21 protein-coding genes are annotated in these 23138 nt (G+C 46.7%); 8 read left to right on the plus strand and 13 right to left on the minus strand.

Features of this window, described 5'->3' with window-relative positions; genetic code table 11:
* The first annotated feature begins 3 nt into the window (after positions 1–3).
* Together LEP1GSC061_RS10420 and LEP1GSC061_RS10425 are read left to right on the plus strand one after the other, a co-directional pair.
* A complete protein-coding gene (locus tag LEP1GSC061_RS10420) occupies positions 4–1026 on the plus strand; it encodes a radical SAM protein (protein ID WP_016545152.1) in 1023 nt (340 codons plus the stop codon).
* Between the two features lie 268 nt (positions 1027–1294).
* Complete coding sequence (locus LEP1GSC061_RS10425) at positions 1295–2209, plus strand: class 1 isoprenoid biosynthesis enzyme (protein ID WP_016545380.1); 915 nt, start codon at positions 1295–1297, stop codon at positions 2207–2209.
* Between the two features lie 24 nt (positions 2210–2233).
* Here the strand turns inward: LEP1GSC061_RS10425 and LEP1GSC061_RS10430 are convergent, their stop codons facing one another.
* The 3 genes from LEP1GSC061_RS10430 to LEP1GSC061_RS10440 all read right to left on the minus strand — a co-directional run bounded on the left by LEP1GSC061_RS10430 (position 2234) and on the right by LEP1GSC061_RS10440 (position 6482).
* Entirely contained in the window at positions 2234–4324 is a 2091-nt protein-coding gene (locus LEP1GSC061_RS10430) for a PP2C family protein-serine/threonine phosphatase (RefSeq protein WP_016545382.1), read from the minus strand.
* A gap of 62 nt (positions 4325–4386) precedes the next feature.
* The gene (locus tag LEP1GSC061_RS10435) at positions 4387–5148 is read right to left on the minus strand and encodes a formylglycine-generating enzyme family protein (protein WP_232218427.1); all 762 of its coding nucleotides are present in this window, start codon (positions 5146–5148) and stop codon (positions 4387–4389) included.
* Positions 5149–5333: 185 nt separating this feature from the next.
* Complete coding sequence (locus LEP1GSC061_RS10440; RefSeq protein WP_016545225.1) at positions 5334–6482, minus strand: hypothetical protein; 1149 nt, start codon at positions 6480–6482, stop codon at positions 5334–5336.
* Positions 6483–6691: 209 nt separating this feature from the next.
* Between LEP1GSC061_RS10440 and LEP1GSC061_RS10445 the strand changes: the two genes are divergently transcribed.
* The 4 genes from LEP1GSC061_RS10445 to LEP1GSC061_RS10460 all read left to right on the plus strand — a co-directional run bounded on the left by LEP1GSC061_RS10445 (position 6692) and on the right by LEP1GSC061_RS10460 (position 10209).
* Entirely contained in the window at positions 6692–7141 is a 450-nt protein-coding gene (locus LEP1GSC061_RS10445) for a DUF2147 domain-containing protein (protein ID WP_016545172.1), read from the plus strand.
* 66 nt (positions 7142–7207) lie between these two features.
* Positions 7208–7654, plus strand: coding sequence for a DUF2147 domain-containing protein (locus tag LEP1GSC061_RS10450; protein WP_016545389.1), 447 nt, complete (start codon positions 7208–7210; stop codon positions 7652–7654).
* A gap of 123 nt (positions 7655–7777) precedes the next feature.
* Positions 7778–9283, plus strand: a complete 1506-nt coding sequence (locus LEP1GSC061_RS10455; protein ID WP_016545332.1) for a M14 family zinc carboxypeptidase — start codon at positions 7778–7780, stop codon at positions 9281–9283.
* Positions 9284–9288: 5 nt separating this feature from the next.
* Positions 9289–10209, plus strand: a complete 921-nt coding sequence (locus tag LEP1GSC061_RS10460; RefSeq protein ID WP_016545268.1) for a DMT family transporter — start codon at positions 9289–9291, stop codon at positions 10207–10209.
* 30 nt (positions 10210–10239) lie between these two features.
* On the opposite strand, the gene LEP1GSC061_RS10465 is transcribed toward LEP1GSC061_RS10460, so the two are convergent.
* Entirely contained in the window at positions 10240–11136 is an 897-nt protein-coding gene (locus tag LEP1GSC061_RS10465) for a hypothetical protein (RefSeq protein ID WP_016545331.1), read from the minus strand.
* A gap of 217 nt (positions 11137–11353) precedes the next feature.
* Here LEP1GSC061_RS10465 and LEP1GSC061_RS10470 point away from each other — a divergent pair, with 217 nt between their 5' ends.
* The gene (locus LEP1GSC061_RS10470; protein ID WP_016545406.1) at positions 11354–12367 is read left to right on the plus strand and encodes a hypothetical protein; all 1014 of its coding nucleotides are present in this window, start codon (positions 11354–11356) and stop codon (positions 12365–12367) included.
* A gap of 94 nt (positions 12368–12461) precedes the next feature.
* Positions 12462–14036: a methyl-accepting chemotaxis protein gene (locus LEP1GSC061_RS10475; RefSeq protein ID WP_016545184.1), complete on the plus strand. Its 1575-nt coding sequence runs from the start codon at positions 12462–12464 to the stop codon at positions 14034–14036.
* A 9-nt stretch (positions 14037–14045) separates the two neighbouring features.
* On the opposite strand, the gene LEP1GSC061_RS10480 is transcribed toward LEP1GSC061_RS10475, so the two are convergent.
* The 9 genes from LEP1GSC061_RS10480 to LEP1GSC061_RS21905 form a co-directional block, all read right to left on the minus strand.
* Complete coding sequence (locus tag LEP1GSC061_RS10480) at positions 14046–14981, minus strand: hypothetical protein (RefSeq protein WP_016545408.1); 936 nt, start codon at positions 14979–14981, stop codon at positions 14046–14048.
* The gene (rsx, locus tag LEP1GSC061_RS10485; protein WP_016545218.1) at positions 14978–16030 is read right to left on the minus strand and encodes an LIMLP_03685 family anti-sigma factor; all 1053 of its coding nucleotides are present in this window, start codon (positions 16028–16030) and stop codon (positions 14978–14980) included. The genes LEP1GSC061_RS10480 and rsx overlap by 4 nt, the downstream gene beginning before the upstream one ends.
* On the minus strand, positions 16027–16554 hold the full coding sequence (locus LEP1GSC061_RS10490; RefSeq protein WP_016545199.1) for an RNA polymerase sigma factor: 528 nt from the start codon (positions 16552–16554) through the stop codon (positions 16027–16029). The genes rsx and LEP1GSC061_RS10490 overlap by 4 nt, the downstream gene beginning before the upstream one ends.
* Positions 16555–16651: 97 nt before the next feature.
* The gene (locus tag LEP1GSC061_RS10495; protein WP_016545271.1) at positions 16652–17695 is read right to left on the minus strand and encodes a hypothetical protein; all 1044 of its coding nucleotides are present in this window, start codon (positions 17693–17695) and stop codon (positions 16652–16654) included.
* A 79-nt stretch (positions 17696–17774) separates the two neighbouring features.
* The gene (locus LEP1GSC061_RS10500) at positions 17775–18215 is read right to left on the minus strand and encodes a carboxymuconolactone decarboxylase family protein (protein WP_016545346.1); all 441 of its coding nucleotides are present in this window, start codon (positions 18213–18215) and stop codon (positions 17775–17777) included.
* A gap of 215 nt (positions 18216–18430) precedes the next feature.
* Positions 18431–19588 carry a transporter family protein gene (locus LEP1GSC061_RS10505; protein WP_016545384.1) on the minus strand — a complete coding sequence of 386 codons (1158 nt, stop codon included), beginning with the start codon at positions 19586–19588 and terminating at the stop codon, positions 18431–18433.
* Entirely contained in the window at positions 19578–20942 is a 1365-nt protein-coding gene (locus tag LEP1GSC061_RS10510; RefSeq protein ID WP_016545396.1) for a YncE family protein, read from the minus strand. Before LEP1GSC061_RS10510 ends, LEP1GSC061_RS10505 begins: the two co-directional genes overlap by 11 nt.
* Before the next feature lie 220 nt (positions 20943–21162).
* Entirely contained in the window at positions 21163–21621 is a 459-nt protein-coding gene (locus LEP1GSC061_RS10520) for an LIC_11090 family protein (RefSeq protein WP_016545228.1), read from the minus strand.
* 1308 nt (positions 21622–22929) lie between these two features.
* The coding region (locus tag LEP1GSC061_RS21905) for a hypothetical protein (RefSeq protein ID WP_232218413.1) at positions 22930–23138 on the minus strand (209 nt) is incomplete at its 5' end.

A 23138-nucleotide genomic window follows, 5' to 3' on the forward strand; every position in this document is an offset into this window, starting at 1 on the left:
AATATGGATCTTCCTTGGCTAACGATAGAACTCACCACTAAATGCGATTTGCGTTGCAATAATTGCTTCGCGTTAGCCGCACTCGAAGCCAAGAGTAGAATTTCCTGGGAGAGATCCCTTGAAATCGCACAAGAAGGATATCGTGCGGGTTTTCGTAGATTGCATTTAACGGGGGGCGAGCCTACTCTATGGAAGGAATTCTTCCCTCTTATCGAATACGCGTTCGAGATCGGTTACGAGAGTCTATTCTTCAATACTCATGGAGGGCACTTAACGGAGGATTTTTGCAAAAAGGTCGCATCTTACGGGGATAGGATCAGTTTAACGATTAGTCTGAATGGCAACCGGGAATTGCACGAATCAGTGAGAGGGCCGGGTTCTTATGATAAGGCCATCTTCGGAATCAAGAACGCTCTCTTGTTCGGTTTAAGCGTGGAGTTATTCGTCGTTGTAGGAAAGCGTCTTTTAAAGGACCTGCCTAGTTTTACGGATAAGACTTTTAAGGACTTTCCCGGAATCAAGCGCATGACCTGGATCCAACTCCATCGAGTGGAAGAGGATGCTTATGATGTGGAAAAGGATCTTTTGACTCCTTCCGAATTCGTGGAAATGGTGCGCATGGGGGCCTTGCTCAGTCTTTACGGTTACCCGATATACATTTTGGACAATTCTCTTTCCAATGTGGTGGCGAAAGAGATCGGTCTTCCTCATCTTCCTCTCTCTCCCAATATCGAAACTGCAGGAAGATTTGTGGTTTTGGTGGACGGTAAGATCACAAATTCCCATTCCTCTAGAGAAGAATTTGGAATCTTTGTTCCGGGAATATTTCAGAATATTCTGGAATCCTCATTCTATAAAGAAAGGACAGGAGAGGACGTTAGCGTATGCCCTTCTTGTGAATATGTTTCCCTTTGCAAAGAGTCCTATAATCCTAGGCCGTCTTTGGCTTATATGGACTTTTCTGCCGATCTATTCTGCAAAAGAGTGCTTTCGTTTCTGTCGGAACGAGAATTCGCGAAACAATAGGTGATAAAATATGATTTTTGTTTCTACGTTGCATGGGGTTTAGGGGTTTTATTCTCCTTTTCGGAAGGGATGAGACATAATATTCTGGAATATGCGTTCCGAATGTGTTCAAGAAAAAGGCAAAACTTACGTTAGGCGATTTTTATATCCCAAATGGGGATGGATTAATTTTTTATCATAGAAGAATAAAAAAATTCATGTTTGCACAAAAAATCCTTTCTCTGTGTTTAAAATTGTAAAAAAGATGATTTTTAATTAGAGATTGTGCATGCGGAATTTGGATTTCGGCATTATTGAGACATCCGGGGAAGAAAAGGATTTTTGCAAACTTCTGAATCGTTCTACGATCAGCCTTTGCTATGGATTGCCTGCCTCTTTGCGTACGGAAGCCGTATTGTTCCTATACAAATATTCGGAGAGTCGTCTTTCCGAAGGATTCGATTTTCTCAGGCGTTATTATTCTCCTTGTTATTCCATATTATATTGGATCAACGAGACGGCCCAATCCCTTCCTTGGGACAATCCTTGGTTGGCGCTCTTGGTGGAGTCTCATGCTTCCGCATTGCTCCTACATTCCTTGGACGATCATCTCTCCGACGGTTCTCTGCAAACCACTCATACCCTGTTACAGCTCAGGACGGAAGCTTGGTCACGTTATGCGCAGTCGAGCAAGTTATTTGCAAAAGAAGTGCATGACGGGGTTTTGATCGCGGAAGAATTCGTGGACCGGTATTTTAGGACCATCAACGATCGCTCCGTTTTGGAAAATTTGGACGAGCATCTGAATCGATTCCGATCGCAGATGGCTACTTGGTCTTTACAGCCGTATTTGCTTTCCCGCTCTTTTCTTTCCAAGGACCAAGCCGAGTCCGTTCTTAAGATGTACGAATCTTTCGGAATCTCCTGGAGGCTCTTGGACGATTACCAGGATTTAGGAGAGGATTTGGAGAATTCGGAAAAATCATCTATGATCTATTTTCTTCCCGAGGAAAAGAGAGAAGAGTGGGGGCCGGAAAAAAAGGCGGAGACATTGGAATATTTCCGGGAAAATCATTTGAACAAGCACGTTTCCGGTTTGGTGAATTCTTACCTGGAATCCGCTGCGAAGATCGCGCAAGATTTACATCTTATAAATTACGCAAATTCCATTCGTTCTCTAAGAATCGAAGAGACGGAAGATTGAATCCTTCCGACGCATTTCTTTTTCTTAGCCTAAGAATTCCGCAACGAGCAGCGCCATATCGTCCTGGTGGAGGGAGGTGTTATTCTCTCCTTGGAAGGATTGTACTCCTCCTAAAACGGAATCACAAAGTTCTTCCGGGGGAGTCTGAGAATAACGTTTGAGTAAATCCGCCAATCGTTCTTCTCCGAAAAATTCTCCGTTCGAATTTCTGGAATCGGGAATCCCGTCCGTATAGAGAACCACCTTGTCTCCCGGAAAAAGTTCCACCGCTTCGGTCTGGTAGGTCGTCGGAATCGATTCATAGATGGCGACTCCTTTGGGCCTATAAAATTCCACTCTTCCTTCTTTTCTGAGAACGAGACATTCAGGATGCCCCGCATTTGCGATCAACGCCTGCCCGGTATTCAGGTCTAAGGTGACGAGCGTGGCGGTGATGAAATGTCCATCCAATTTCCCTTCGAATTGGTTGCGTATATGCAAGAGCAACGAGGCGGGGTCTTGGAGCCGAGTGGACCATTCTCCTAATGTCATCTTTAACATAGAGGCGAGAAGCGCTGCAGATACTCCGTGTCCGGTCACGTCTCCGATGAACATTCCCAGACAATTGGTCTTGGAATCGTAGAGAATGTCCAATAAGTCCCCTCCGATTTCCATCATGGGTCTGTATCTGTAGGAGATTTTTGCGCTGGGTATATAAGGAAGTTCTCTGGGGAGAAGCGCGGTTTGGATTTTGCCTGCGATGGATAAGTCTTTGGCGAGAATTCTTCCCTTTTGGACCAGCTCCGCCTTCTGTAATTCTATGATTCTTGTCCTCTCTTCCACTTTTGTCTCGAGGGATTCGTTCAACGATTTTAATTTGCCTTCGGATTTTTCCAGAGCGCGGAATACTTCCGCATAACGTTTTGCCAGGGCCAAGCTGAAGAGTAGCGTCAATCCCAGGAAGCTTTCGTTTACCCAAGGCTGGGCCTGGCCGAATCCGGCAAAACTCAATACCGTGTAGAAAGAAGAAACCGCTACTAAGATCAGGCCGGTTACCACCCAAGGAAAGGAAAGTATACTATTTCTGCTGTATCTATAGAATATATACAGAGTGTTTAAATAAAAGAATCCTAATACGACTAGGAATATATGAAACGCGATCTTTCCGAAGAGATGATGTCCTCCTGTTAGGCCGAATTCCAGGGAGGGCCAGATCGTAAGAAGAAGGAAAAGGAATTGCAATGTCCTTCCCATTCTTCCCCGAGGAGCCTGAAAGATCCCTATCGTAAATTCGTAAAATAATACCGGTAGGAATGCACCCAAGGAATATCCGAAAATCACCCAGGTCCAGGGAGAATCCAGGACGTATTGGCTCCAGCCTTCGTAGGAAGGATACCATATCGCCAAAGAAAGATTCAATAAGGAGAAGGAGAGATTGAACTTATCCTGAGGTCTTCTGATATAGATGAATGCGAAGAATATGAAGGAAAACAATTCCAGGGAGCTGAAGAAAAGCACCCTCAGGGCCTTTCCCAGGAATACTTTCTGTATTTCCTCGAAGGTTCCGAAAACGGGATTCTCCGGAAAGTGTCTGGGTCCGTTGAAAGGTCTCACAAAAAGGTTCAATTCTATTCTTTTCTCTACGCTATCCACTGCGACGATACGCGGTTTGGAGGAGACCGCCAGACTCTCTATTTCTTCCAATTCCTCGAAGATTCCTTTCTCGGATCGGGGGTCGGACGCATGAAGAGAACATCCGGAAGGACAAAAAGGAAGATAGACGGATAGTAAACCCTCTTTCGGTTCGGATCTATGAATGCGAGTGGAGAATACGAAGACGGAGTTCCCCGCTTCCAGATCTCCTTCTATGATCTGCATGGGAGAGTGAGGGATCTCTTTTAGGCTTTTGTAATGATCCTTCGCGATTTGTGTGGCACGATTCAGTCCTGTCAGATCGTGGTTCGCGATCGAGGGGAGTATATCGTAATGCCATTCTTTTAGAACGAGAGGATTTCCGGACCATTCCGTACTCGGGATAGGACCCGCAAAAACGGAGGAGACTAGAAAGAAGGTGCCGATTCCGAATAGAGTTCTATTGGAAGGGCGGAGATTTTTTTGGCTTGGATTCGTTTTCATTTCGCATTGCCTTAAAGCTTATCCGCATTTTTTTTCGGACAGGGCTCACGCTGCAAAGCTTTTTAACTCGGATCCTTGGCGCATCGGAACCCGAAATGGTGGTATTCCGGAAAATTTTGAGGAATATGAGCCCTTCTTTTGGAGCCCCTCGCATAGTAGGAGTTCCACCACCAGGATCCGCTTTTCAGAGTTTTTTTATCGTAACCTTGGCAGGGGGCTTTTCCGTCGCAGGGACCCTTGGGATCCTTACCGGCGCAGTCTTTTCCGCAAGCCGCATAACTTTCCGAATACCAATCTTGGACCCATTCCCAGGAGTTTCCGGCCATATCGAATAATCCGTACACACCTGCGGGACGGGTGCCTACATTGGCTGTAGGCATTAAATTCGGAGGATCCAATTTATGTGGTACGCAACCTTTGCGTTCTCCCTCCATGATGACCGCAAGTCTGCAGTCCGCGGTCTTGTTTCCCCAAGGATATAGATTTCCTTTGGGACCTCTGGCGGCTTTTTCCCATTCCGCTTCGGTGGGGAGTCTTTTGCCTGCCCATTCGCAATATTCTTTGGCAGTGTACCAGCTAACTCCTACGATGGGCTGCTTGGGTTTGAGATATAATTCTCCGTAAGCGGGGCCTATGGTATCGCAGGTCCCGTTTGCAAGACATTCCTTGCAGGCTCCGTCCTCGATACATTTGCTGAAGTCCTCGTTCGTGACTTCGTAGAGATCCATGAAGAAATCGCTTAGGTAGATTTTTTGCTCGGGCTTTTCGTCCGAATCGTGGCGATTGCTTCCCCGGATGAAATTTCCGGCGGGGATACATTGCATGCCTCGAATTTTTTTTCCGAAGCAAGGCTTTTTAGGATCCGGGCTTCCCAGAATATGCGGGGCGGACAGAAAAGCCAAAGAAAGGATTAGTAGAGCGATATGAATGGGACGAAAAGAATGCATTTCGAGATCCGACATTTCTGAAGAAGGATCTCTTTGTACGATTTCTTCTGCAAGAGAAAAAATTAAAGAACTACGAGAGGGACTCCGCAGGAGGAAAAGTCGACGGATCCGCTGGAGCTTTTGCTGTTTCCGTCCGCGTCCGTATATGTGTAGGAATAATTTCCGACTCCGTTTTGGAAGTTCACGACTCCGGTGCCCGTCAGATCTCCGGATAATGTAAAGGAAACCTGTCCGGAACTAGGCAAACAATCCACGTATTTCCATTTCACGGGAGAATCCACTGTCGTGACCAAAGTAAAATTCTCCGCGCCCGTATGGACTACTTGCAGACTTCCTCCTCCCCAGAGTCTGTACCAGGAAAGAGGATTGGAAGAGGAACGATCCACTCCATATTGGAGAGAAGAAGGGCTCGTGACCGAGTGAGAATATACCAGATCCGCGCCGGAGTAACCTACTCTCAAAACGGATACGTCTTGGCTATAGAAGGAAATTCCCGAAGAAACACCTGTCCAAGTAAGGGAATAAGCCTGTTGCGTACTCGGACTACCGGCTCCGTAAGAAAGAGTGGCACCCGTGCCGGTGACTTGGATCTTTCTGCCACGACTCGAATTTTCCAAGGTCCGATCGACTCCGATTTGGAGAGATGATCCGGATTGGACGAAAGGCTGAGACGAAGAGAGTCCGCTCCAGATATTTTCCGTTTTTCCGTCGATCACCCAAGAGGTGAAAGGAAGGAATCTGCAATGATCGAAAGTCTTGGATGCGTAAAAGGAAGAAGAAGGAGATCTGGCATGATCGATAACGTAATCAATGAAATCGTAATTCGTTGCGCCGGTGGAAACCACTTGTCTTTGGTAATCACCTCCGCCCCAACAATCGAAGGAAAAATCGTAAGCCTCTAGTCCGGTATCCGGCCCTTTTAACCAAAATCTTTGCAAGGAAGAAGCGAGTCTTTCGGTAATTCCCGACTCTTCTCCATAGAGCGCCACGCTTGCGCCTTCTCCGCTAAGACCTTCCATAGAAGAAGATACGGAGTCGAAGGCGGAACTTAAAGACTCTCCGATTTTATCGTTTTGTCCGGAAGCGGCGAGCGCCAAGAGCAGATCCTTATTCGCCGAGCCTTGCTGGCTTCCGCAAGATAAGAAGAATAGACCGATAGAACCGATGAGTAGAATAGAACGGTTTAAACGGAGAATATAAGAACGCAGCATGAAAAATCGTCTCCAACGAATCGAAAACTCGGATTATCTATAGATTATAACCTATCTGACGGGGGATTTTTTCGAGAAAATCGGTTTTCGAACGGTTGAAATGCTTTTTTTACTAAAAAAACCCCTCTCCAGGAATAGTTTGCTTGCTAGGTTCCAATTGGCTCCGAATATAACCGATTTCAACAGCAACGTTAAGGGGTTAATCAAAAATGAGAAAATCACTCGTTCTATTTGCCGTTTTGGCTGCATTTCTCGCAGGCGAATCTGCATTTGCGAATCCGCTTCCTGTGGTAGGAAAGTGGAAAACCATCGATGATGAAGATGGTACCGAGAAATCCACCGTCGAGATCTATGAGCAAGGCGGCAAGCTCTACGGTAAGATCGTCAGCCTCCGGGATCCTCTGGATAAGGACGGCAAACCGAAAGTTTGCACCAAATGCGAAGGTGCGGATAAGGACAAGCCTGTCGTAGGATTGGTCTTCTTAAAGGGACTATCTGCGGACGGAGACGAATATACCGGTGGGACGATCATGGATCCGAACAACGGTAAAACATATAAATGCAAACTAAAAGCCGTCGACGGTGGTGCTAAATTGAACGTTAGAGGTTTTATCGGATTCTCTTTGATCGGTAGAACTCAAACCTGGCTTAAAAAATAATCAAAACGATTCGTAAACGGGGAAATCTTCCCCGTTTTTATTCTTAAATTATATTAGGATATTGTAATGAAGAGAATTCAACTATTCCTTTTCTCCCTTTTATTTCTTTCCTTTTTCGCGGGATTATCCGCGGATCCTCTACCCGTTACGGGAGTGTGGAGAACTTATAGCGACGACGGTAAGGAAGAATCCACCGTAGAGATCTACGAGCAAGGCGGAAAAATCTACGGTAAGGTCACCGGCCTAGTGGATCCGAACGATAAGGACGGAAAGCCGGCTCGTTGTACCGCTTGCGAGGGAGCCGAAAAGGATAAACCCGTACTCGGACTCGTTATCATCAAAGGACTTCAGGCGGACGGGGACAAATGGTCCGGAGGACGCATTCTGGATCCGAACGACGGAGTCTGGTATAAATGTCTTTTGAAAGCGGTCGAAGGCGGAAAAAAATTGGAAGTTCGCGGTTATGTGGGCTTCTCTCTAATCGGCAGATCCCAATATTGGGTCAAGAAATAAGACCCGCTGATTCCTATAGCGGCTTTCGATCCTAAATCGAAGGTCGCTTTCTTCTCTTTCGAATCCCACTCTCGGAAGAATTCTTTCTTTCCTTCCGGTCGCTCTTTCGGATATCCTACTTCTGTGTCGGGTCCGATTCGATTCCATAACTTAGTCCTAGTTTCCCTGATCGCATTCTGGAATTGTTCCCTTCGGGAAAGAATTCCAGCCCGTCCTTTGAACGACGGAAGCACGAGCGTGCTACTGAAAATCGAAAACAGGTCCAAGGAGGATTTCCGAAAACTCACGGATGGAAAAGTCCCCTTCACTTATACGGAGAAGGATGCTTCCTATGCGGTTGTCCTGAAATCGGATCTGAAGGCTTTCGGATTTCCAAAGGACGGAATCGGAATCGCTAAAAATCTTCCTTTCAAATACTATTCGGGAAATTATCAGGACCTTCTTTCCGAATCCATATTCGCACTCGGAGACGTCAGGAAGGGATACAAGGATAATATATTAAATTCTCATTATCTATACTGGGTTCATAGGCTTTTCCCGAATCATACGGAATATAAGGTGATCGGGAAGACCAGTCGCGGACGGGAGATCCCGGCTTTAGTTCTCACGGATAGGGGAGTTTCGGAAGAAGGAAAGATTTCCGTTTTATTCAATTGCGCCCATCATTCCAACGAAGTGATCTCAGTGGAGCATTGTTACGACGTCCTTTTCGAAATTCTTTCCACGAAAAGAAAGCATGCGGATTTGCTTTCCCGTTTGAAGATCTGGGTGGTTCCTATCGTGAATCCGGACGGCTCCCGGGCTTTTTGGCATGAGACCATCGGACAAGGTAGGAAAAACGGGGCCTTCGGTTCCGCCGCGGATAAGGAGAATCCAGGTGTGGATCTGAATCGAAACTATCCTTTCTTTTGGGGAAAGACTAAGTCCAACCAGACCTCTTCCGTTTCGAGTAGCGTATTTTATAGAGGCCCCTATCCCGCTTCGGAGCCGGAGACCCGTGCGATGATGGAGCTTGCCGAAAGGGAAAGATTCGCGGCTTCCATCAGTTATCACGCTTTCGCGAATTGCATTCTGGTTCCTTATTCCATAGACGGGACCATGAATCCGGATCCGGATCTTGCATGGGATTTAGGCAAGCGTATCGCCTCTCAGATAGAAAGTAAAAACCCGAATCATTCCTTCTCCGCTAAAAAGAACATCTACCCGGTGGACGGAGTGGACCAAGATTATTATTTCTTTAAGTATGGGACTCTGGCTTATCTCCTGGAATCCTCCCATCTGAATCCTCCGTATTCGGACGTTCCTAAGATTTTGGAATCCATGAGACCAGCTTGGAGATTGCTTTTGGAGGAGATTATAGACGGGGACAAATTGTATTTTAAGATCAAAGGCGAGGACGGCAAGGCCCTGGCCGCCAGAGTATATTATGAGAATATTAACTTCTTCCACGGAGAGGAGAGATCTTCCCGTAAAGAGGACGGAGTATTCTTCCAATCCTTTCCCGCCTTGCGTAAAATTAAACTCAGAGTCGAAAAGGAAGGTTACGAGCCCCTGCGTTGGGAAGGGCAGACTTGGAAGTCCTGGATTCCCGTGGAACTGATAATGAAGAGAAGCGTTCCATCCGGCTGAAATTCGTGAAAAGATTCGAAAACGAAGCCGCTTTGATTTTTTGTACGTTGATTTGGGGAGGTACGTTTACCGCCACCAAACTGAGTCTTGTATCCGTTTCTTCCTGTCTCTTTATAGGAATCCGATTTGCGATCGCTTCCTTGGTATTCGTACTATATTTATTTTGGAAAAAAGAAAAGGGAGTCAGGATATTTCCGAATTTCTCCGAGAATCGCAGGGGTTATACTCTGGCTTTTCTTCTGGGGTTTTGGATGTTTGTGGGATTCGCATTCGAGACGATAGGCCTCAAATACACTACTGCGACCAAGTCCGCCTTTCTCACTGGAACCTTGGTTGTGATCACTCCCATTCTCCAAACCGTTTTTTACAGGAGAATTCCTAGTTGGGGAAATCTATTAGGAGTTCTTATCGTACTCTTAGGACTATTCTTTCTATCTTCCGAAAACTCCGGAGGAAATGCCGGATTTAAAATGTCCGAACATCTGGGGGATATTCTCACTTTGGGCGGGGCGTTCTTTTTTTCCTTATACATCATTTACATGGATAAGGCGAGCGGCGTTTGCAGTCTGGAGATTCTACTCTTATCCCAGACTCTGGTGACGAGTCTATTCTCCTTTTTATTGGCATTTCTTTTGGATTGGGGAGGAATCGAGTCCTTATTTATCCGTTTGGATTCGAACGTTATGCCTGCATTATTCTATAACGGTTTGATCTCGTCCGTCGGAACTACTTTCTTGCAGACGAAATACCAAAAAGGGATCTCTCCGACTCGTGCGGGTTTGATTTTTTCCTTGGAGCCCGTATTCTCGGCTATTTTGGCGTTCTATATTTTGGATGAGAGGCTTGCGAGCGTCGGGTTAATCGGTTGCGGACTGGTTCTTACCGGCGTAGTTCTCGCAGAACTCCTGGGTAAGGAAAAAAAGTGACTTTCGGAAGAATATTATAAAAAGAGAATTTTATTTTTCCACTCCCTCGATAGGAAGATCCTCTTTCGGGATGGCGATCTTGGAATTCAGCGCTTCCATCCGGATATCCGGATCCAGTTGAAGTAGTCTTCGGATAGCGATTCCCTCCCAATACCGGGAGCGGTTTTCCACGATGAAGCGTTTTAAAAAGTAGATTTCGGCTCCCGTTTCGGTGATGTCTTCCACTCCGTAGAATTTCCTCTTGAGAATAGCGCCTTCGGCGGGGAACCTTTGCAGATATTCGTTCAGATTCGTAAGCACGTAGGTCCCCTTGTAGGGGCGATTGGTTTCCGAATTCGGAACGGAAGGGTGTGCCACGAAATTTCCTAGAAATTTGATATTCGTTCCCCCCGGATTGGAAAAGGAGAATTTACTTAGATCGGAGGAAGAGTAATCGATCGGGATTCCCAGGGTGTGAACGGTCGTGGAAGTATGAGTGCGAACGTTTCCGTATTTGTCCACGGTGGTGTATGTGGTGGTGGTAGTATACGTGTAGGAACTATGACTTATGAGCAAGGGCTTATTCGGAGGAAGCCTAGAAACCGCGAAAAATGCGGGAAGTTCCGGGTCCTCTTCTCCTAATCTGAGCTTTTGTACCCATAGGAATCGATAATTTCCGTCTCCCTCCATTTGCTTTCCCGAGTCCTTGAGGATTACGTAGCGGGAAGGATCCGCAACCGTTGAAATTTTCGTATAATTGGAGACCGGATTCTCTAGCCCGGAGAATATACCATCCGAGAGGCCGCCTTTAGAGACGATCAGTCCGAAGGCGACCATGCCTTCCTCCCCGGGAGGAGGGTCCTCCAGAACCGGAAACGTCTTTAGGCATCCGATAGAGAAGAAGATTAGAAAAATGTTGATAAATAAAATACGAATGATGTTCTGCATCGGTCCATCTAGTTTATCGAAACGGTCTATTCTTATCAATCCGTTTTGTCGGTTGACTCGGTCAGCATTTTTTAGAGCTATCCTTTACGTTTCTTCCTACGGTAGGAAAGGGTTCCTTCCGTCGGAAAATTTTCTCTTCTACTTCGCTCTCATTTCGATTCTATTGCCGGGTTCTCTTTGGAGTCAGCCCTTCCGGGGACCGCTGGACGAGGAGGTAATGAAGGAGATCCGAGAATATTACGATCCCAAGGATAAGGCCAATAAGGTGGACCGGGATTTGGGAGTTCCTCAAAAGAGGATTCGATTCTTCTCCATCCAGCCCGGGGCAACCTACGATCTCATGTCGGATTTGGACTTCGGAGGAAGGGGAAAGCACGCAGACATGGGAAACGCTCATCCCAAAGCTAATTTCTTTCTGGATATCAGAAGTCAGGATATCAAGATCAACGAGGCTTTCGGGTTTCAGTTTCTTTTTCACACCGCGAACACGGTATTCGATCGTCAGTCCTATTCGGTTCCTAACCCGAAAGCGAATTCGTCGGATTCTTCCTCCTCCTCCGGGTCCTCCTCTTCCTCGTCCGGAACCAGGGAGAATAGCAAAAATAGTGTGACGAGCGATCTGGGAACTCGGATGAATGTGGATTACAATTATATAATACCCACGTTCTATTGGGGAAATCCGGATGTGGATGGGTTTCGGGCGGGCTTCGGAGTGGGGTTTGCAAACATAAGGATGAGCGGGAATGTGGATTTTAGGGATCCCGCCGATTCCTACGCTAAGCTATTGCTTCCGTATACGAATCGCCCGGTCTTCTTGGAATCACTGACGAACTATCAGCTGGCTTCCGGTTTGGTGGATCTGCATTCGGGGGATCCGGTCTTCAATTACCTTCTTCTAAACTTAAGCCAGGCGAACAATTTGGAACTTATGGGATTATATTTGGCGAGTAAGGGGACTCCGTTCTCCACGGATTTGCTTTCTTTGATCGTGTACTCCCAATTTAAGAACGAATACACCCCTTTAGAGATGCTTGCCTTGGCGGCTCTGTCCAGAACGAACGTAAATATGAGAGCCAAACAGGTTTTTGCCTATATGGTGTATTTGGAAACTCCCACTTTCGGATTTGTGAAGTTCAGATTCAGTCTTCACGGACCAATATTCAAGGATTCCGGATATACGGTATCGATGACCACCCTGGAACTAGCGGCGATGGTGCCGATCGATTTTTGACCGTGGTCGATCGCAATTTTATAATATGACTGCTTGACACTCTCTTTCTTACGGGTGATTTTAGGCAAAATCAAAATCGCCTAACAGAGGTGTAATGAAAAGTAGTTTGGAACTCGAACGACAGGGAGAGGTCGCGGCAAATTATCTGAGATTTTTCCTGATAGCGGTGTTCGTTTTCGGGACGATCCTGGGATACGTCTTGAAAACCGGGATTCAGGATCTCTTGGGTTATTATTCCGCAGGCATCCTGGTCTATTCTTTCGTCACAATACTTTCCATTTCCGTAATGCGTTTTTACGGATATAAAGCTTGGCTAAAATACGCTACCGTGCTTCTGGAATTTTTAGGATACTCGATCGTTCAGTTGGGTTATTTTTGGGCAGAAGACCATTGGAAGCCTAACGGAATCCTGAGCCCCGCCAACTACGGCATATATTTTCTGATTCTATCCGGAACGATTTTTAGGTTCAATCCTAGATTCACATTCATATGTTCCGTCATTCTTTCCGTTCAGTTTGTGGTCATGGCGGAGGCCTTGTATCTCTTAAATCCGCAGTTGGCTTCGTTGGGATCTCCTGGAATGATCCAGCTTAGGGGATCCTTAATCCTTCTGATGGGCGTCTTTTTATTCGCATTCGGAGTCACGATTTCCTATGCCACAAAATTCGTAAGGAGATTGGTGGAAGAAGCGCAGGATGCGGAGGATAGGGCATTAAAGAATTATTCTTTGGCAAAGGCCGTCTTACAGAGTTCCGAAGCCGTGGCCGAAGAATTGAGAGGATCTCTTTCCGGAGTGGAGGAAGCGGCGGTTGCGAACGAAGATACAAGCAGAGAATTGGCGAGCATGGTGGAGGAGACGTCCGCTACTCTGGAACAAATGGGAGCAAGCATAGAATCCATCGCCAAGATGGCCGAAACGCAGGACGAGTTCGGAGAAGATACTTCGTTAACGATCGAAAGATGGAAGGAGCAAACAACGAGAGTCTTCGAAGCGGTCTCCTTTGCCAGGAGTTTGGGAGAAGGTTCCGCCTCCACCGCGATAGAAGGAGAGGGCACGGTCAGAATCGCCTTGGACGTATTCTCTCAATTCAAGAACACCGTCCAAGAGGTCAGTAAGATCCTGGGTGTAATACAGGATCTATCCGGAAAAACGAATTTACTTTCCTTGAATGCTGCGATAGAGGCTGCAAGAGCCGGAGAATTGGGAAAAGGATTCTCAGTGGTCGCGGAGGAAGTAAGTAAGTTAGCCGATTCTTCCTCCAGGAACGCGAAGGAAATCGTGAAGCAGATCGGTGCCTTGGGAGAAGCGTCCCAGACGAGTTCCGAAAAATTCGCTGAGTTAGTGCAGGCCTTTCGGGAATTGACCGCCGGAATCGGATCCATAGGAGAGGCCTTGGCTCAGGTATCGGATTCGGTGAATCAACAGAAAGTATTGTACTCGGAGGTCGAGGGAAAGAATCGTGAAATACGTTCTCTTTCCAAAGAAATGAAGAATGCGACCTTGGAGCAGGCGAACGGCACAAAGCAGATTCTGGAAGGAATCGAATATCTGAGCAGAAGATCCATGGAAATGTCCGAGATCACGGAAAAGCTTAGAGCCGGTCTGGAAAGACTAAAGGCGAGTTCCGTTTCTCTATCTGATACCCTAGAATCGAATCGGCTGGAGTAAGTCCGAATTCTAAAAACGAAACTCCAGCTCCGCCTTCCATCCGGAGGAGGGGAGAGCGCCCACATACTCGACCGTCGGAGAAATATTCCATTTACTTAATACAGGAGAACCCGGTTCCGTATCCATCCCGGAATTATACTGTTTGTAGGTGAAAAATCCGTCCAGGAGTACGAAGATCAGGAATAAACCTACGGAGGTCTCTGCTCTTTTGGAATATTCTTCTCTTGTGATGGAACGGTCTCCGGAGGGAGTGTAAACCCGATCTTTGAATTCTTCTCTTCTAAGGAAAGCCGCAATCAGGTAATTTCCGTTATCCGTTTGGTTGAATTCCCGGACCAAAAGTAGTTGCCCCAACCTTTCACGATCCGTAGTCGCGGACTCAGGAGTCCGGGCATAGGATAAGGCCAAAAGAAAGCTAAGTCCTTTCGAAAAAGATAATGCGATTCCTATGTCCCGACGGGGTTCCGAAATCAATGCGGACCAGAAAGGAAAGGGGACCCAATATAGATTCGGTTTGGAAACCGTAGGAAGATTTTCGGAAACTACGGGCGGATTCGCATTCTTCTTCTCTTCCGGATCTTTTTTGGGAGTCGTCTCTTTTTTCTCTATAGTTTCTTTCTTAGGAGTCGCGTCCAGAGGCGGAGGTGCCGGATTAATCTTCTCTTTTTCCTTTTCAGGAAGAGGAGTTTTCTCCTTCACCTTCTTGCGTTTTGGAGGAGGCGCTTTGATTTCACCTGGCTCGATGGATTTCAATGATTCGAGAGGAAAAGTCTGAACGGATCCGTCGGTATTCTCTACTTGGACGGATTTACCTTCTATTCTACTCTTTACGTTCTTAAAGCTTCTGCCGTCTTTGAGGCGAACCGTATCGGGGAAAACGGAGGAATACTGTATTAGAAAAAGAGAAAGGGAAAGAAGGGAGAAAAAACGGATCCGTTTTCTCATTCGAACTCTATCCTTTTGATTTCGGAGGCCTTGAATTCCGTCACGGAATCCTTATCGATGAGGATATAAATATCGCCCTTTTGTAATAGACTCGTCCCCTTTTTGACGGATCCGTTCTTTAATAGGATACGATTTCCCGGCACCTCGCTTGCTTCCGGATAGAGAATCTTACCCGGATTTGTGGGAGCAGACGGAGATTCGGATTCGTAAGGCCGAACGGAATCGAAGGCTTCTATGAGGTCTTGATTTTCCTCAGGAGTAAGATCAACGGGAGACTCGGATTCGGAAGGGATGCTGACGGACTTTCCGGAAACGACGGGGATTTCGGATGTCTTTCTCTCCCAGGCAAGACTTCCTTCCAACACTTCGATTTTGACCTTATCTTCTTTGTCGGAAGAAACGCGTACCTTGGTTCCTAAGAAGCGTAGGGATTCTCCTCGAGCGAGTAATTTAAGATCGGTAGGATATCTGCCTAAATAAGCGGGAGAATATAACGAATCGATTAAGATCGTTCCGGATTGGAAATCCAAAAGCCAAACCAATTCTTCCCTATGGACTCGGACTACGGAATCCGGAAGAAGTCTTATCTTGAAGCTTCTACCTTTTTTATCCGAATGGAAATAGAATTCGCAAAGAGAATGTTTGCCGGAAACGATCCGCCCCGACTCGGGATTCCCGTCCGATTCGCAGGAACCGAAAGTAAGGATCTCCTCTTTCTGGACGGGAGGGAGAGGAGAGAAACGTGTGGAGTATAGATAACCTGATAGGGAAAATAAAATCAGAGCCGCGGCGGCGAGCATTACGTATCTTCCGACGGAACGAGAGAGAGATTTAGGCTTCTCAATCGGAGGAAGATATAATATTCCGAGATTCGCATGAACCTTGGATAAGGATTCGAATTTAGATCCGAGTATATCCGATTCAAGGATCAGATCGGATAAAAGAGAGGCCGATTCTTCTTTAGGATCCAGAAGGAATTCGGAAACGAGCTCCTCGAAAAGATACGGATCTCTTTCAAATTTTTGAATATTCTCCCGAATGGAACTCATAGGCCGACTCCCTTTTTCTCTAGGCAGGCCCGTAGTTTTTTCAGGACATCGGCGTATCTTCTGCTAACGGAACGTTTCGTAATCCCTAGCTTATTTCCGATTTGAACTAAGGTACTATTCTTACCGAATTTCTCCCGGATGATTTCCTTTTCCGATTCGGGAAGAATTTTCAGGCAGTCGGAGAGGGAAACGAGTTTATGATTTCTATCAGAGGATTCCAGGAATTCGGATTGGGGATCCGATCCGTCGACAAAGAAAGATTCCATCTTTTCCGAATCTTGGAAGGAGATTCGTTTGGATTTTTGTAGTTCCCTATAAAACAGATTTCTTCCCACGACAGAACCCCAGGAGTAGATCGAACCTTTATTAGGATCGAATTTTTCCGGATTTTTGGAGAGAATGAGAAAGACTTCTTGGACCAAATCTTCCGCTTTCTCCCTTTCTCCGGTTAAAGAGTAGAAGTAGACGAATAATGACTTTCTGCCTTTTTCGTAAACGTCTGATATTTGTTCGGGATCCTGCATCTTACAAGGAAAACGGAGTCATATTCCTTGTAAGACGTCGAGCCCGGACTCTTCAATCCAATTTTAATTCTCGACTTCGATTTCCTGTTATCCGAACTCATTGGCAACCTGCTGAGTCTATGGTTCCGGATCCGCTGCGCTTCGGTCCGGAATATTCATAGGATAAGGAACCCGGGGAGAGTGTGATGGAACCGGTTGCTACCCTCGTGCCGGTGATAGTCAGGGAAATATTTCCCGAAACGGGAAGACAATTCGTATAATCCCAAGTGGCATTATTATAGACCATGGTCACAACGAAACCCGCGATATCGTGATTGATCTGAACGGTTCCGTTGATGGTGCGGGTGCCCGCATTCTTATCCATGGTTACCGTAAGAGGACTGGAGGTGCTCACGATATGACGAACGATAGCGTTACCTGATCCGTCCTTCACTTCTCTCGTCTCATCCAGAGAAAGATTGTAGGAAGATCCGGATGAGGAAACACTCGTCCAGGTCACGCTGATACCTACGTTTTGGTCGCCGGGAGAAGGGATGACCGAGCCGTTGCCTACGATCGAAAAAGTCTTATAGAATCTACGGGAATTGGAAACGGATCTGGATGGAGCGATCTTTAATTGAGTGGATGCTTGGATATATGGAGAGCTTCCCGATATGTTGCTCCAATAGATCTGAGTTTCTCCGTCGTGATAGGATCTTCCTACGGGAAGGAATCTGCAGGAATGGAAAGCGTTCGTAACGGAGAAGCTGGAACTGGGAGAACCGTCGAAGAAATCCGAGCCGGAGGTAACGGTGCGAGTGAAGTTTCCTCCTCCCCAACAGGAAGTATACAGATTCATGGCTTCCAAAGAGGGAAAAATCGCATCCATAAGCTTCATCGCTAAACTTCTCTTTCGGGAAGAATGGATCGGGATGCGATTCGCGACGATTGCGCCCTCCGTCGTTAGGGTTTCCATGGACTCCGCCGTGGCGTCTAACCCGGAGTTGGCGGCGTCCGCGATAGGATCGTTTTCCAAATGATTCGCTAAAGCCAGAAGGGCCGCGGAACTCGAAGAGGAAGATTCCGAATTTCCCTTACAGGCGCCGAAGAAAAGGGCGATACCGAAGGTTAGTAGGAAGAGTAGGACCGATAAGAGACGCATAGAATACCTCGGACAAAAATGTCATCGAAGTAAGTACGCGTCTCGAATCGGAGAGGGACGCCGATTTCTAAAAAAAAAATCAGAGTGGAGGAGTCATCCCTGTGGAGATAGCGATCCGGTTCCAGGAGTTGATCGTATTGATCGCGACGATCAAGGCGATGATTTCCTTTTCATTGAATTCCTTTTTAACCCTTTCATAGACTTCTTCCGGAAGACCGTGTTCCGAGATGCGGGTAACGTATTCGGTCAGTTCTAAGGCGGCTCTTTCTTTGGAAGAATAAAAGCCCGCTTCTCTCCAGGCGTTCAGAAGATAGATTCTCTTTTCCTGCTCGCCCATGGCTCGAATATCTTTCGTGTGCATGTCGATACAGAAAGCGCAGCCGTTGATTTGAGAGGCGCGAATTTTAACGAGCTCGTATAGAATGGGTTCTATACCCGCATTCTTAGCGAAGTTCTCCATCTCGAGCATTTTCTCCAGAACCTGAGGAAAGACTTTAGCGTAATTGAATCTTGTGTTCATATTTGTATCCTTTATAAAAGGAAGACGCTCTTAAAAAGGATCCGTGACAGAGCCGGGAAAATTTGTAGGAGTTCCAAAGAAAAGATACGGACGGCTCCTCGCCGAGGCTCGGACCGAGCTGCTACGGGTTCGCTAACGCTCATCCAGGCTTCGCCCGGACTAAAGCCCTTCGCATCTCTGCCGCGAGTATAACGGCAGAAGAATACGATATTAGATCAGAACACCATTTGGGCGGTCAGGTTGACTACCGACTTGGTTCCTAATTGAGGGCCGTTCAGATGCTGGTAGAACGGTGCTCCGTACTCGGTTTGGATTCGAGTCTCCGAGAATAGGAATGGAAGTCGGAGATTCAGGCCGACAAAGGCGAGACCTCTTCTTCCTCCCTGAAGATTGGGATCGTTTTGGGGATCCATTTTCTGGTCCAGAACGGGATCGCTTCCTACGATATTGTCCCATTTTTGGTATTGGATTCTTCCTAATAGGGAAGCCCAATCCAGAATTTTATATCCGAACCAGAAGGACGCATCGTATCTATTTCCGAATCTGTATCCGTTATCGTTCTTTCCGTTGCGAAGAGTCGCTAAAACTTGGGAACCCCAGAAGTAATTTCCGGAATTTCCCGTGTAGGTCAATCCTGGCGAAGGATTGTAAGTTCCCGTTCCCGGTTGCATATTATAGGGAACCCTGGAGCGGGCCATTCCCATCGATAGTCCCATGGAATCGGACTGATCGATGGATCCCGTGGGAAAACTCATGCCGAAGTTCAATAGCAAAGTGTGATTCTCTCTTTGTAGAAATCGATAGGAAAACTGACCTTGTATGTCTCCGACTCCGGAGGAACTCATATAGGATTTGAGATAGGTTCCTTGGCTCATCATCTCCATGGTGTTTCGAACGAAGGGGATCATAAGCATGACCGAAAAATTCTCGCCGATAGTAGTCATGAAGCTCGCCATATGCATCTCCATATTCATTCTCTCTGGAACCATCATGTAGGTGGAGAACCCTTTACCGGGTTCTCCTACGGGAGTGCCCCCGCTCGCGGAGGTCGCGTGAGGGAGGAGCATGGGGAGCGCTCCGTTGATCCTATCGGATCCTCGGTACAGTCCCTGCATATCCATGAGCATATAACGATATTCTACCATAATCTTTCCGGGCTCATGGATATGAGTTCCCATGAGTCCTGCGGGTGATTCCATTAAATGATCGGTATGTTGCTTCCCTTCCTTCAAATCTCCGTGCCCCTTGTGCTCCTCATGGTTATGAGGAGCAGTGTTTTTATTCGAATCGAGGGTCCCCCCCTGAGAGAGGAGGGGATTTTTGGAGAAGCAAATCAGCAATAGAATCAGGAATGCGTATTTTTTACATTCCATGCATTCCTCCCATATCCATAGAACCGGAACTGCCGGGAGAGAATACGGTCGTGTAGCTAGGGTTTCCGCCTACTGTAAGAGTTCCTACCGGATCGAGTCCTGGGTTAAAGACGGTGATCGTACCGTTGTTGTAATTCGGAACGATCCCGCCTAGTAAGGACGAACCGGAAGTAAGAAAGGAGAAGCTACGATAGGATTGGTTCGTACTTCCTACGGCGATTTTCTTGGATAGGGTCAACTCGGGAAGAGCCGAAGTGTCATAGACGTAGAATTGATCTGTTGCGGTTCCGGAATCGGAGGATGCGCTGGCAACGACGAGGAACATTCCGTCCGGAGTCAGTTGGATATCGGAGAAACCGGTGCCATTGACCGAAATAGGAGTGCCGAGAGAGCCCATATGGAGATCGATCGAGAGTAGTAATCCTTTGTTCGGAGAAGCGGAAGTGTCCGTCCCGGAAAGGATCAGGTATCTACCGGTAGAATCTATTTTAAGAATATTGTATTTAGTTCCTACATTGTTAATGCCCGTAGCCAACGCGCCGGTATTTCCGTTTCCGGTAGGGTCTATCACCGCAATACTTCCCGTGCCGGAAGATAGATACGTGTAGAATTTGTTGGTATGAGCGGAATACACGATCCCTTTGGGAGTGCCGGATAAACTGATCGTGTTCAATAGGGTAGAACTTAAGAATGTGGCGGAACTCATATCGTTGTTCACCACACTGATCGTATTATCTCCCTGGTTGGTTACTAGTCCCAGGTAAGGTGCCATGGTTTGGGAGGCAGCCTCATGGGGGCCTAAGCCCACACAAACGGAAGCATGGACGTGAGCCAAAGCGACCGGATCCATACTGTCGTGAATTACGCTAAAGGAACCCTTGGTCGGTTGGCTGGGGCAGAGTATGGGATCCGCTCCCGTTCCGTCCCCGTCGTTCATGAGCCAACTATGATGGGAGATGACGGGATCCGGATATAATCTTCCCGGTTTCGTTCCTACATTCAATGTCTTTAATATAGGATTGGACTGTCTTGCGTCTATGATTTGGATGGAGTTGCTTCCCGGAATGGAAACTATGATATGACCCGATCCAGTACCCGTCGCAAGAATGCCTGTGGGGAGACCTAGCGGAGAGATTGCCGGATAAAGAGAGACTTCTCCCGAGTTTGTCCGATTGATCGCGTTCACTCCGTAGCTTCCTCCTTCGTTGGAGACGTAGGCTAAGGCTTGGGTTTGGTTTGAGGAAAGGAGTCCCATCGCGACCATGGCTTCGGCGGTGCCAGAGCTTTTGGATACGGTGCAATTCGTAAGACATGAGAAAAATGAAATATAAAAAATCGTCCGTAAAGATTTCATAACGATTACCAATATGATTAATTTATTTAAGTCTTTCCGGAAGAGGAGGCGAGACAAGGATCGGTCGGCCTCGTTTTTTCCGGATAAAAAATCCGAGAATTAGAAAACGAGAATATATTGGATGCCGGTCCGAATCATGGAAGCAGGAAGGATAAGAGTTCCATCCTAATTCCGAAAAATGAGAGTCCGCCGGAAAACGGAACCTCACGCGCCCATTGGATCAATGTTCGGGAGGCCTTAGGAAAAGGAGGAAATGTCCCGGGAATAATTCCGGATCCGGACCGATCCAGAGTTCCGAGGAAATATAATACGGTTCCAAAGCGGAAGGCGAGACGCTCTTAAGATAAAAGGAGGAGAATAGAGTGCGGGCCTTCAAATTCTTATCATGTTTTTTGCAAGAACATGTGTGAAGATCGGTTTTTGCTTGGGAAGAATGGCAGTTCGGCACTTTTCCGATTTGGGAATCGGAATGCTCCTGAGAATCTTCCATCGTTTTTCCCTGGGATTGGAAGAAGCGATCCTCCGGACTCACGGAATGCGTTTCCTGAGAGGAGGCATGATTACAGGTGCAGATTAAACTTTCGTAATCGGCGTTTAGAAATGCGGAATATACAGATTGGGCCCCGAATGAGAATACGATGAAAAGGACGAAAGCCCGATTTCGGATCGAGAGCGCCATAAGGTCAACGTATCTGCAAATCCTAAGGAGGTCAATGAGAATGGGAGAATAGGAAGCTTGGAGAGACCTTCCGACTCTCTGATTTTTGTCAAAAGAACGGGAGGTGAATAATATTAATTATATATAATATTTATATGAACGAATTAGAATGTTTCTAAGGAGGTGCAAGGTTGCGATTCCTTGCGGCGGAAATGTGGCCGCACTTGTTGGTTTCGATTTGGAATTTTTCGGCTTCGCTGTAAGAGTATGGTGAATGAAGTGAGAATGAGCAGGCGATTCGTTGGGTTAAAATCGGTAGGTAAGTGCAGGAATCTGAACGAGCAAATCTTATGAAAGTCCGTGGCTCTGCTTTTTTGAACACTCCCCACCCCTTCGGAGCGCTCCTTAGTAAGCGAGAAGACGATCGCGTCGCGAATCGGTGCAATCGTAGATTGCAACCGAGACGGGCAATATAAATGTAACCCACTGAGCGATCGAAAGCTATTCTTTAAAAGCGCGCCCCACCCGAGTGGGTGGGGGCCGGTTGGTGGTACCGTTGCCGATTGTTCAAAGCTCTTATCATGAAAGGATCGGCTTGGCTACGAGAAAATTTGTTTGAGATTTGTGTAGGAACTCTTGGAATTCCATGCAATTGCTCGCTATATTCTTCGGGGACGCGATCTACGTTTGATTTAGCGCATCTCGGTTCTATTTCGGGTCGAAGGGATGCATGGAAAATTCTCATGAGGAAGACAATTGCTTGGATTTGTCGGGAATATCCACTTTTTACAATTTGGAAAGCCCTAAGAAGTCTATAAGATCCGGATATCGGCATTTTAACAAAAGCGAAGATTTCCCGAGAGAAGAGGCTCTTTTCTAAAGCCTAAATTGGTTTAATTCTCCGCTGAAAGGAAATTCCGTTCCTCCGGCGTAGAATTAACGGGCCCCCGCCCGATTTCGGGTGGAGGAGGAGGGCTCAGTGGGAGAGAGGGCACGGATTCTTCTATATCAGAAAAAGCCAATATTTACCAGCTCGATCCCATTTTCGCGCGGAATTGTTGCTCCAATTACGCAATATTTCGATTTCTGGGAGATTCTGGTTGCTTGGTTTCTGGAGAATATTCTCGCTCTCTAAATTCGGAATTGGGTTAGATCTCTCATTCATTGTCAACAGGCCTTTCTTTCTCTTTTTGCACCATAGTGGGAAAAGTCACAAGAGACTGTATATTCTGGATCTATAATATTCTCCTCGGTTCGGGGGTCGCGAGGTTCGAGGATCTCCGTCTTCCCATTCTTCTCCTCTTTTTTTCCCGTAAAAAATCGCCGGAATTATGTAGGTTTTTCCTTGACGGGTCGAATCGATTCCATACATTGGTTTTTACGGCCTTTTCCGTATGGGAAATCGCCGGCAAAGCCGAACTGACTCGGGGCGACGGAAGATTCTTCCCTCCATCCCGGCTCTGCTGAGGCAAAATTAAGTTCTTTTACAACATCTATAACTGCGAATGAGAAATTAAAATTTTTTATTAGCTGAGATT

The sequence above is a fragment of the Leptospira wolffii serovar Khorat str. Khorat-H2 genome (genome assembly GCF_000306115.2).
GTDB lineage: Bacteria > Spirochaetota > Leptospiria > Leptospirales > Leptospiraceae > Leptospira_B > Leptospira_B wolffii.